This is a genomic window from Oxalicibacterium sp., assembly GCF_035565035.1.
Taxonomy (GTDB): Bacteria; Pseudomonadota; Gammaproteobacteria; order Burkholderiales; family Burkholderiaceae_D; genus Oxalicibacterium.
This window is the reverse complement of record NZ_DATMTD010000107.1, coordinates 31,329-42,833: the sequence shown is the minus strand read 5'-3', so window position 1 is coordinate 42,833 and position 11,505 is coordinate 31,329. Positions and strand designations below refer to the sequence as shown.

Annotated in this window: 10 protein-coding genes and 1 tRNA gene; 4 read left to right on the top strand and 7 right to left on the bottom strand. The window is 56.1% G+C overall.

From position 1 onward, the window contains the following. Together VN114_RS11390 and VN114_RS11385 are read left to right on the top strand one after the other, a co-directional pair. On the top strand, positions 1-2,134 hold a 2,134-nt coding region (locus VN114_RS11390), incomplete at its 5' end, for a putative bifunctional diguanylate cyclase/phosphodiesterase (RefSeq protein ID WP_325514938.1). Between the two features lie 139 nt (positions 2,135-2,273). Then, entirely contained in the window at positions 2,274-3,071 is a 798-nt protein-coding gene (locus VN114_RS11385) for a bifunctional hydroxymethylpyrimidine kinase/phosphomethylpyrimidine kinase (RefSeq protein ID WP_325514936.1), read from the top strand. Positions 3,072-3,167: 96 nt separating this feature from the next. Here VN114_RS11385 and VN114_RS11380 read toward each other — a convergent pair. The 4 genes from VN114_RS11380 to VN114_RS11365 form a co-directional block, all read right to left on the bottom strand. Then, a tRNA-Val gene (locus VN114_RS11380) sits at positions 3,168-3,242 on the bottom strand. Positions 3,243-3,279: 37 nt separating this feature from the next. Next, entirely contained in the window at positions 3,280-3,984 is a 705-nt protein-coding gene (gene dnaQ, locus VN114_RS11375; protein WP_325514934.1) for a DNA polymerase III subunit epsilon, read from the bottom strand. Positions 3,985-4,020: 36 nt separating this feature from the next. Further along, positions 4,021-4,458, bottom strand: coding sequence for a ribonuclease HI (rnhA, locus tag VN114_RS11370; protein ID WP_325514932.1), 438 nt, complete (start codon positions 4,456-4,458; stop codon positions 4,021-4,023). Between the two features lie 17 nt (positions 4,459-4,475). After that, the gene (locus VN114_RS11365) at positions 4,476-5,246 is read right to left on the bottom strand and encodes a class I SAM-dependent methyltransferase (RefSeq protein ID WP_325514930.1); all 771 of its coding nucleotides are present in this window, start codon (positions 5,244-5,246) and stop codon (positions 4,476-4,478) included. A gap of 4 nt (positions 5,247-5,250) precedes the next feature. On the opposite strand from VN114_RS11365, the gene gloB reads away from it, so the two are divergent. Both gloB and VN114_RS11355 read left to right on the top strand, forming a co-directional pair. Further along, positions 5,251-6,036, top strand: coding sequence for a hydroxyacylglutathione hydrolase (gloB, locus tag VN114_RS11360; RefSeq protein ID WP_325514944.1), 786 nt, complete (start codon positions 5,251-5,253; stop codon positions 6,034-6,036). Between the two features lie 159 nt (positions 6,037-6,195). Further along, entirely contained in the window at positions 6,196-7,740 is a 1,545-nt protein-coding gene (locus VN114_RS11355; RefSeq protein ID WP_414694218.1) for a transglycosylase SLT domain-containing protein, read from the top strand. A gap of 85 nt (positions 7,741-7,825) precedes the next feature. On the opposite strand, the gene VN114_RS11350 is transcribed toward VN114_RS11355, so the two are convergent. Genes VN114_RS11350 through VN114_RS11340 form a run of 3 tightly spaced genes read right to left on the bottom strand, consistent with a single transcriptional unit; the run spans position 7,826 to position 11,504 of the window. After that, on the bottom strand, positions 7,826-9,415 hold the full coding sequence (locus tag VN114_RS11350; RefSeq protein ID WP_325514929.1) for an ABC transporter ATP-binding protein: 1,590 nt from the start codon (positions 9,413-9,415) through the stop codon (positions 7,826-7,828). Then, on the bottom strand, positions 9,412-10,458 hold the full coding sequence (locus tag VN114_RS11345) for an ABC transporter permease (RefSeq protein WP_325514927.1): 1,047 nt from the start codon (positions 10,456-10,458) through the stop codon (positions 9,412-9,414). Before VN114_RS11345 ends, VN114_RS11350 begins: the two co-directional genes overlap by 4 nt. Beyond that, positions 10,455-11,504, bottom strand: a complete 1,050-nt coding sequence (locus tag VN114_RS11340; RefSeq protein ID WP_325514941.1) for a microcin C ABC transporter permease YejB — start codon at positions 11,502-11,504, stop codon at positions 10,455-10,457. Before VN114_RS11340 ends, VN114_RS11345 begins: the two co-directional genes overlap by 4 nt. Position 11,505: the final 1 nt, after the last annotated feature.

Here is an 11,505-nt window from a genome sequence, read left to right as displayed (position 1 = left end):
GACCCGTCGCATCAGCAAGCACGACGGGTCGTTTGGCGGCGTACTGGTAATGGGCATCGCCCCGCAGTTCTTCTCGCTTTTCTCGGATGATCCGCTGCTGGACAAGGGCGGCATTCTCGCCTTCATTGGTGAAGACGGCATCGAACGCATGTGGACGGTCAACGGCCGTGAAATTGCGAATGCCTCCGTAAAAAATGCGACGGACAAGCTCGCTTTTCCTGATGAAGAAAAGTACATCATCGCGACGCAAAAACTGAATAACTATCCGTTCATTGCCCTGGTCGGGCTTGATCGTGAACAGATCATGCTTCCCCATGAAATGAATGCAGACCTGTATCGCCGCATTGCCGTCGCCGGCAGCATCGTGCTGTTCATCTTCGCCTTCGTGGCTGCATGGATGTCCATTCATCTGAGCTGGAGAAAACGACAAGCCGAGTCGATCCGCGAAACCTATCGTCTGGCAACCGAAGGCGGCAACGAAGGTTTCTACATCATGGTTCCGCGACGTGATCGCAGCGGTTTCATTGCCGATTTCGAAATTGGCGACTGCAACGAAAAAGGTGCCGCCCTCTTCGGCAAGCACAAGGAGGAGTTTCTCGGTACCAGAATCTCCACGTTTTATTCCGGCGAATATTTCGACAGGTTGATGCACACCTATCGTAGTGCAATGGAAACCGGTTTTTACGAAGATGATTATCGCGTTCCCGACGAAAGCCCCGTTTCCGCCGAATGGCTGAAACGCAAATTCGTACGATCGGATAACGGCCTTGCCGTTACGGTGCGCGACATCACCGAATCCAAACGACATGAACGCGAGCTGGCGCAACGTGCGTCCGAAGACGGATTGACTGCGTTGCCGAATCGTCGCTGGCTGATGAACTATCTGCCGCAAGCACTCGCCAAGGCGCGCGACAATGAGGCAAGGATCGCCATCCTTTTCATCGATCTGGACGACTTCAAGAACATCAACGACACACTCGGCCATTCGGCGGGAGATCAATTATTGTGCGCCGTGGCGGCACGACTGAAATCCATCGTCCGTTCGACGGACAAGGTAATTCGCATCGGCGGCGACGAATTCACCATCGTGCTTGAATCGATTCACAACGAAGAAGAAGTCGCGCACATTGCCTTCGCAATCAACCAGACGTTGCGCGAACCATTCGAACTCGTACGAGAAACAACGTCACAGAAAAACAGAATAGGTTCTTCAATCGGCATCAGCATGTTTCCGCGCGATGGCCAGGACGTCGATACATTATTGAAAAATGCCGACATCGCCATGTATGCCGCCAAGGCTGGCAGCAAGGGACAATTCCGTTTCTACGACCGCATGCTGTATGAAAACATCAAGCTGCGCCTCAATACCGAACAGGAACTGGCGCAGGCAATCCGCGACGATCAGTTCCTGATTCATTATCAACCGCGCGTCCATGCAATGTCCGGACGTTTGCTGGGAGCAGAAGCGCTGATTCGCTGGCAACATCCGGAGCGTGGATTGATCCTGCCAAACGACTTCATCGGGTTGGCGGAAGAAAACGGCATGATCAACACCATCGGTGAAATCGTGGTGGACAAAGTCTGCGCACAGATAATGACGTGGCGCAAACAAGGACTGGAACTGGTTCCGATATCGGTCAACGTCTCCGCCCACCAATTCAACGAGAATAAGGTGAAAAAGACGATTGCCGCCGGATTGAAAAGATATGCGCTGCCCGCCGCATTGCTGGAAATCGAACTGACCGAATCGGCCATGATGCAAAACGGCGGTGACATCTTCGATGAAATCACCCAACTCAATGCGATGGGTATTCGCATTCATATCGACGACTTCGGCACCGGTTATTCGTCGTTGTCGCTGCTGCAGCGCCTGGACATGGATGTACTGAAGGTCGATCAGGCCTTCACCTCGCAGCTCGGACGCAGCGCGGACGGCGAAACATTTTTCACCGCCATCGTGTCGATGGCGAAAGCGCTTGGCATGCGTGTCGTCGCCGAAGGTGTGGAAACTGCGGAGCAATTGTCGATACTGCAGAAAATGGCCTGCGATGAAGTACAGGGTTACTACGTCGCACATCCGCTACCGGCCGACGAAATGCGTGACGTCATGCGCCGCCCTCACCTGTTCGCCTGACCGCGTTTTCCTTCTTCGGACAACCTCACTGCTTCTCAATCCCTTGGGGACGCCGCAGTTATAATGTCGGCGCTTGCGTACCCCGCCTTCGGCGAACTCGCGCATCGCAACCGTCTGTCCAACGAACACAATCCGTACAATGAATACTTCCAGCGCGCGCCCTATCGTTCTCTGTCTTTCCGGTCACGATCCTAGCGGAGGTGCAGGTTTGCAGGCCGACATCGAAGCATTGATGGCACAAGGTTGTCATGCAGCGCCAACGGTTACAGCGCTGACCGTCCAGAATTCGATCGACGTCTCCGATTTTCGCGTGCTCGATGCGGCCTGGGTATTGGCACAGGCCGATGCGGTCATCAGGGATCTGACGATCGCCGGCATCAAGCTCGGCATGCTCGGCTCAGTGGAGATGGTCGATACCGTCGTGCAAATCATCAGGCGCCTGCCCGGCATTCCTGTCGTTTGCGATCCGGTTCTGCGTGCCGGCGGCGGCGGTGCGCTCGGCAAGGACGAAGTCGGCTACGCAATGCGTGAACGCCTGCTGCCGATTGCCACCATCGCCACGCCGAACCTGCCTGAAGCGCGCATTCTGGCAGAGCTGCCGAACGGTACCCCGGATCAATGCGCAGAAAAGATTCTGCCCTTCTGCCAGCATTTGTTGATTACCGGCGGTCACGGCGACGAAAACGAAGTCCACAACCGCCTCTATTCACATGACGGCTCGATCAGCTCGTTCACTTGCGAGCGTTTGCCGGGCAGTTACCACGGTTCCGGTTGTACGCTGGCCAGCGCGTTGTCGGGTCGGCTGGCGCTTGGTGAAAACATCAAGCTGGCGGTCGAAACGGCGCTCGCCTACACGTGGCGCACGCTGCGTGACGCGGATCGTCCCGGAGCCGGGCAGCATTTTCCGCGGCGCCTGCCGCTCGATTTCTGCGCCTGATCCGTTAAATCGCGCGATCGGCGACATTTCTCGTGGCAGATCGCTGATGAAAAACAAAAAGCCTGCCGAATCGGCAGGCTTTTGCTGGAAGAATTCTGGTGGGAAGTACAAGTTTCGAACTTGTGACCTATCGCGTGTGAGGCGATCGCTCTACCCCTGAGCTAACCTCCCGGAGAGGCCGTAATTATCGCATAAAAGACCGGGAGCATCAATTCGCTTCTGCGGAACGCCACAGGCACTGCCCTCTGACTTCCTTGTCCAGGCCATTCATCACATTTTCATGCTCGGCCAGTTCATCATCGTTCGCGCATTGCAGAATCACTTCCGCAATGGCCACGACTTCCAGCACGACGCCTTCGCTTCCCGCTTCCGGCTCCAGGTCCATCGTCAGACTGTTCTGGCCGCGCGTCATCGCCAGATAGACTTCAGCCAGCAATTCCGCATCAAGCAACGCACCGTGCAACGCACGATGCGCATTTGAAACGCCGTAGCGATCGCATAACGCATCGAGCGAATTGCGTTTGCCCGGATGCATTTCCTTGGCCTGTACCAGCGTATCGACGATGCCGGAAATATGTTCCTTGAACACCGGCATGCCGACACGTTTCAGTTCTTCATCAAGAAATCCAACGTCGAACGGCGCATTGTGAATGATCACTTCTGCACCGTTAACGTAATCACGGAATTCGTCGACGATCTCCGCAAACTTTGGTTTGTCGCTGAGGAATTCGGTGGTCAGGCCGTGGACTGCCAGTGCGCCTTCTTCCGAATCGCGCTCCGGGTTGATGTAATGATGAAAGTTGTTGCCAGTCAGTTGACGGTTGACCAGTTCGACGCAACCGATTTCGATGACGCGATCGCCTGAACGCGCATTCAGGCCGGTGGTTTCGGTATCGAGGACAATTTGCCGCATGCTTTTCCTGTGATCAGTTTCTGCGTAATGTGTGGTTCAGAGTGTCGCGACTTCTACACCGCGATTGGCCAGTGCGTCGGCTCGTTCGTTTTCTGGATGGCCGTTGTGACCGCGAACCCAGCGCCATTCGATCTGGTGACGCGCCTGCGCTGCATCAAGCGCCTGCCACAGGTCGACGTTCTTGACCGGCTCTTTTGCAGCAGTTTTCCAGCCGCGCGCCTTCCAGCCGTGAATCCATTCGCTGATACCTTTTTGCACGTACTGACTATCGGTATGAACGATGACTTCGCACGGACGCGTCAGCGCATTCAGCGCTTCAATCACGGCTTTGAGTTCCATCCGATTGTTGGTGGTACCCGCTTCGCCACCGAACAATTCTTTCTCGTGCCCGCCCATTATCAGCAATGCACCCCAGCCACCGCGTCCCGGATTCCCCTTGCAGGCGCCGTCCGTGTATATATTTACCTTGTCCATTTTCTTTTGTCTGTCTTCTATCGACGTATCTTGTTGGTTACGGGAACGCCTTTCGGCGCCGCCGCTTTTTGCGTTTTCCATGCGGGTCCGATCAGTCGCATGCCTTTCACGCGCTTGATTGCCTGCACGATATAAACCGCACCCAGCACCGGCCACCAGCGTTCACCGGCGCTTTCCATGAAAGAAAAGCGGTTCAGCCATTTTTCCGATTCGCACGGTGGTGCGTAGCAACCGAAGCAGCCGTTGTCGACTTCCATGTTCAGCAACTTCAACCAGTCCTTGATGCGAGGTAGACCGATGAACTCGCCATACTGCGGCAGAAAGTACGCATCGCTCAATCTTCCCAGCACCTGACGCGAACCCCACAAGCTGAAGGGATTGAACCCGCAGATGATGACCTGCCCTTCCGGGATCAGCACACGCTCCACTTCGCGCAGCACCTGATGCGGCTCGGCCGCAAATTCCAGCACGTGCGGAAGAATGATCAGATCGATGCTGGAAGATGCGAACGGCAATTCCTCGAACTCCTGTATTGCCACCAGCGGCTTTGTTTCATTGTCATAGCCTGTTGTCGGCAGTTGGGTATCGGTCAGCCACGTATGCGGCATGCGGCTGCCACGCAACGCCTCGATCTGCGGCAAGCCGATTTGCGTCGCGTTGAAGCCGAAGATGTCTGCCGTCAATTCCTCCAGGCAGGTCTGCTCCCAGTTCCGCACGTAATTGCCGGCCGGACTCTGCAGCCAGGAGCCGAGAGATATAATCGATTTTTCAGAGGAAAAATTGTCCATGCCCATGCTGAATGTACTGACCGTCCCCGCGTTCAACGACAACTATTTATGGATCATCCACGATGGCAGTCATGCTGCGGTCGTCGATCCGGGCGATGCTGCACCGATTCTTGCCGCACTGAAGGCGCACAATTTGTCGCTGGTTGCTATTCTACTGACACATCATCACGCTGACCATGTCGGCGGTGTCCCCGCGCTGTTGCAACACGCGAATGTGCCGGGGAATTTGCCAGTTTACGCGCCGCGCAACGACCGCATTGCCAACGTCACGCAATTGCTGGACGAAGGCGATACGGTCCGCATTCCGCAACTGGATCTGACGTTGTCCGTGCTCGACGTACCCGGTCACACGCTGGGACACATTGCCTATGTTGCAAAGGAACAGGGCTGGCTGTTCTGCGGCGATACCCTGTTCGCCGGCGGTTGCGGTCGCATGTTCGAAGGTACCCCGGAACTGTTTCTGTCGTCGCTCGACAAGCTTGCGGCGCTCCCGGACGATACCAAAGTGTTTTGCGCGCATGAGTACACCTTATCCAATCTGCGCTTCGCGCTGGCCGCCGAACCCGACAACGCTGCGCTCGCCGTGCGGATGACGGAAGAACAGCATAAACGCGATCAGGATCAACCCACTGTGCCTTCTTTTATCGGACTGGAAAAAGCGACCAATCCTTTTCTGCGTACACGCGAGCCCGCCATTGTGAAACGGTTGACTGCTGAAGCTCGCGTGCAGGGCGACGATCCGGTTGCTGTTTTTGCGGCGTTGCGCGAATGGAAAAACAATTTCCGCTAGATCAACGTTTCGCAGTCAAAGATTGGTATTTTGATATTCATTTGATCTGCAAACCCTTGTTTTGCATGTAAATTCTCTTGACGGACAAAACGGGCATTCCTTACACTCGAACCTTATTTTTCTGCCGGCTATCATGGGTCGGTCATTTTGCGAGCCCCCATGCATCCAACCGCTTCCCGACGCCTGTACAAGATCCTCTGCACTGCTGCATTTCTCCTCAATTTTTCCGGCATGTCCCACGCCAGCGATCTGGCACTACCGCCTTACGACTGGGCCAAGGACGCCGCGCTTCAAAATAATCCTGAACTGGCCAACGATCCTCTGAGCCAGTTCGTCGTCGATAGCGATGCAGACATCTGGGCACGCATCCGCCGCGGCTTCGCCATTCCGGACCTGGTCGACAACCAGCTCGTGATCAATCAGACGACCTGGTATGTATCGCGTCCCGACTACATTGCACGCACCACCAAGCGCGCATCGCTGTATCTCTATCACGTCGTCGAGGAACTGGAAAAGCGCGGCATGCCGACGGAGCTGGCACTGCTGCCTTTCATTGAATCGGCCTTCAATCCGCAAGCCTATTCATCCGCCAAGGCAGCCGGCATGTGGCAGTTCATTCCTTCGACCGGACGCGATTTCAATCTGAAGCAGAACATGTTCAAGGATGAGCGTCGCAGCGTGCTTGCCTCGACAGATGCGGCATTGACCTATCTGGAAAAATTGCACGATATGTTCGGCGACTGGCAACTTGCACTCGCCGCCTACAACTGGGGCGAAGGCTCGGTACAGCGTGCGATCAGAAAAGCGGAAGCTGCCGGCAAACCGATCGACTTCAACAGCCTGTCGGCCTACATGCCGGCAGAAACACGCAACTACGTGCCCAAGCTGCAAGCGGTCAAGAACATCATTGCCACACCCGACGCCTATAACATCACCTTGCAGAAGGTCGACAACCAGCCCTACTTCGTCAGCATCGCAAAAACGCGCGACATCGACGTCAAGCTCGCGGCGCAACTGGCAGAGCTGCCGATGGATGAATTCAAGGCGCTGAATCCGCAATTCAATCGCCCGGTAATTACCGGCAGCAGCACGACGGAAATTCTGCTGCCGCAAGGCAATGCGGAAAAATTCAAGGCCAACCTGTCGAAGTGGACGCACGCACTGTCATCGTGGACGGCGCATCGCATTACCAATGCACGCGAGAAGATCGAAACCATCGCTGCAAAATTCCACACCACACCGCAAATCATTCGCGAGGTGAACAACATTCCACCGAAGATGGTGCTGAAGGCAGGCTCGACGATTCTGGTGCCGCGCACCACGGATTCGGGCCAGAAGGACATCACACAGGAAGTCGCCGATAACGCGGTGCTGGCAATGGCGCCGGAAGCATCGGAAGGCAAACGCATCAAGTTGACCGCGAAGAAACGCGACACGCTGCAATCGCTGGCAAGTCGCTACAAGGTGACCGTTGCACAGATCAAGGGCTGGAACAACCTGCATCAGGACAAGCTGTCTGCAGGACAGAAGCTGGAACTGTACGTGCGACCGACCCGCACTGCATCAAAAACCAGCAAGACGCGTCAGACTGCCAGCACAGGAAAATCGAAAACAGTCGTTGCGTCCAAATCTGCCAGCAACCGTTCCGCCAAGGTCAGCCTGGTTTCCGCCAAGGCCTCGAACAACAAGGTTGCCATCAAATAGTACCTGTAATACGTCGCCCGGCGACTTGTTCACTGCAGTCTATCCATTCACGAACAGACAATCGGCGCGCAGCACATCGCCTTTATCAGGCGTTCCCGACGTCGGCGTAGACCGCCGCGGCCAGCAGGCGTTGCGTGTACGGCTCCTGCGGATGGGACAATAATTCCGCCGTTCTCCCATGCTCCACCACTCTGCCGTCCTTCATCACCATCACGCGATGCGCCATTGCACGAATGACGGCCAGATCGTGACTGATGAAAATATAGGCAAGACCGTATTTTCGCTGCAAGTCCGCCAGCAATAACAGGATTTGCTGTTGCACGGAGACGTCAAGCGACGATGTCGGTTCGTCCAGCAGAATCAGCTTCGGCTTCAATACCAGCACCCGTGCGATGGCGATACGCTGGCGCTGACCACCTGAAAATTCATGCGGATAGCGCACCATCATCTCCGGCGACAAGCCGACTTCGATCAGACTGTCGGCAACAGCCCTGCGAACGCCTGCCGCACCGAGTTGAGGTTGATGCAGCGCCAATCCTTCACCGACAATCTGCTCGATCGTGCGACGCGGCGACAGCGATGCAAACGGGTCCTGGAACACCACCTGCATTCGCGCACGCAACGGCCGTAGCGTGTCACTGCGCATCGTGTCGATCCGTTTTCCCTCAAACGCAATGGCACCTGCCACACGCGCAACCGACAGGCGGAGCAAGGCCAGACCCAGCGTCGATTTTCCGGAACCGGACTCACCGACAATGCCCAGCGTTTCGCCCGGATGCACATCGATGCCGACATCATCGACCGCAATGAAAGGCGTGGTATTGAACCAACCCTTCCTGATATCGAATGTGCAGCGCACGTGTTCCGCGTGCATCAAAGGTGCCAGCGCGGCATTAACCTGCGTATCGACGATACGGTTGGGCTGGCTTGCCAGCAGTTTTCTTGTATAGGGTTCGCGAGGCTGTGCAAACAATTCCGATGTGGTGGCAACCTCGACCATTCGGCCTTTTTCCATCACGCCGACACGGTCGGCAAAATGACGCACCAGATTCAGGTCGTGCGTGATCATCAGCACCGCCATGTTTTCTTCGCGTTGCAGGCGATTCAGCAATTCGATGATCTGCACCTTGATCGTGACGTCGAGCGCCGTTGTCGGCTCGTCGGCGATCAGCAGCTTGGGGCGGCAAGCCAGCGCCATTGCGATCATCGCGCGCTGCCGTTGTCCGCCGGACAACTGATGCGGATAAGACAGTGCACGACGTTGCGGTTCCGGAATGCCGGTTTTGTCCAGCAACTCAATCGCTCGCAACGCTGCTGCCTTCGCACTCAGGCCTTCGTGCAGCATCAGGACTTCGGCAATCTGGTTGCCGATCGTGAACAGCGGATTCAGCGCTGTCATCGGCTCCTGGAAGATCATCGCGACTTCCTTGCCGCGCACAGCACGCATTGACGCTTCGCTGCGTGCAAGTATGTCGCTGCCTTCGAACAGGATGCTGCCCTCGTAGGCCGCATCCTGATTCAATCGCAGGATGGACAAGGCCGTCACCGTCTTGCCCGAGCCCGATTCGCCTACCAACGCAAACTTCTCGCCGGGTGCGATCGTGAAGCCGACATCGTTGACGACGTTGACGCCATCAAAATTCACGTTCAGATTACGTACTTCCAGCAGGCTCATGCCTTCCTCCGCACGTCCAGCGCGTTGCGCAGCGCATCCCCGATATTCGTCAGCAACAGGAGCATCACGGTCAGCACGCAGAAAGTCGAGACGACGATCCACCACGCGTCGAGATTGTTCTTGCCCTGCGCCAGCAACTCACCGAGGCTCGCCACCGATGGCGGTACGCCAAGCCCGAGAAAATCCAGGCTGGTCAATGCGAGGATCGCCGCACTCATGCGGAATGGTAAAAAAGTGACGACCGGCGTCAGGCTGTTCGGCAACACATGACGCCAGATGATTTGCCGGTTCGACAAACCCAGCGCACGCGCCGCCTGCACATATTCCAGATTTCGGTTGCGCAGGAAATCGGCACGCACGTAGTCGGACAATCCCATCCATCCGAACAGCGACAGCAGTAACAGAAGCAAACCGATACTGGGCTGAAAAATCGATGCGAAGATGATCAGCAAATACAACTCCGGCATGCTTCCCCAGATTTCCATGAAACGCTGGAAGAACAGATCCGTCTTGCCCGCAAAGTAGCCCTGGATCGCGCCCGTCACGATGCCGAGCAAGACTCCTGTAATCGTCAGCGCCAGACCGAACAGCACCGATACCCTAAATCCATACAATAGGCGCGCCACCACGTCACGCCCGCTATCGTCCGTACCCAGCCAATTCTCGGCGGAAGGCGGCGCGGGATTCGGCGCTTCTGCAAAATAATTCAGCGTATCGAAGTGATAGTGATTCAGCGGATAGATCGCCCAGTTGCCGTTCTTGCCGAACTGATCGCGTATGAAGGGATCGAGGTAATCGGCCTGCGTGTCAAAGTCACCGCCGAACTTTTTCTCCGAATAGTTCTTCGCAATCGGAAACACGAGTTCGCCGTTATAACGTGCGACCAGCGGCTTGTCGTTCGATATCAGGTCCGCCATCAAGCTGATCACGAACAGGATTGAAAAAACAATCAGGCTCCAATAGCCACGACGATTCTTGCGAAAGCGCAACCAGACGCGCCGTCCCGGCGAGACCGACGGCGACGGTGAAGAAACTGTGCTCATCGGTTCAGGCTTTCAAACTGCAGGCGCGGATCGGCCCAGACATAACAAAGATCGCCGATCAGCTTGACCACCAGTCCGATCAGCGTGAACAGGTACAGCGTGCCCATCACGACCGGATAATCGCGTCGGATCACCGATTCATATGACAACAGGCCCAGACCGTCGAGCGAGAACAGCGTTTCGATCAGCAGGCTGCCGGCGAAGAAAGCGCCGATGAAGGCTGCGGGGAATCCTGTCACCAACGGAATCAATGCATTGCGGAAGACGTGCTTGTACAAAACGGAACGTTCGCTCAATCCCTTGGCGCGCGCGGTCAGCACATACTGCTTGCGGATCTCTTCCAGAAACGTGTTCTTGGTCAGCATCGTCATGACTGCAAACGACCCCGCCACAGAAGCCGTGACCGGCAATGTGATGTGCCACAGATAATCGAGCACCTTGCCTGCCAGTGACAACTGCTCCCAGTTATCCGATGTCAGCCCGCGCAAAGGAAACCACTGCAGGAAGCTGCCGCCGCCGAAGATCACCAGCAGGAACACGCCGAGGATGAAACCGGGAATCGAATATCCGACCAGTACAACCATGCTGCTGATCGAATCGAAGCGGCTTCCCTCGCGCACTGCCTTCGCAATCCCCAGTGGCAGCGAAATGAAATACGTCAGAAAGAACGTCCACATGCCGATCGTGATCGACACCGGCAGTTTGGACACGATCAGTTGCCACACATCCTGATGATGATAAAAACTCTGTCCCAGATCAAAGGTTGCAAAGCCCTTCAGCATCTGCCAGAAGCGCTCCGTCACCGGCTTGTCGAAACCGTACAGCGCCTTGATTTCGGCCACTCGCTCCGCATCGATGCCCTGCCGGCCGCGATAGACCGAGGAACCTCCGGCCTCGGCCAGCTCCCGCGATTTGAGTTGCTGCACGGCTTGCTCTACGGGGCCGCCGGGGACGAACTGGATGACGCTGAAAGTCAGCAGGATCACGCCCAGCAATGTCGGCACGATCAGCAGCAAGCGTCTGAGTATGTAAAGCCACATAGCAATC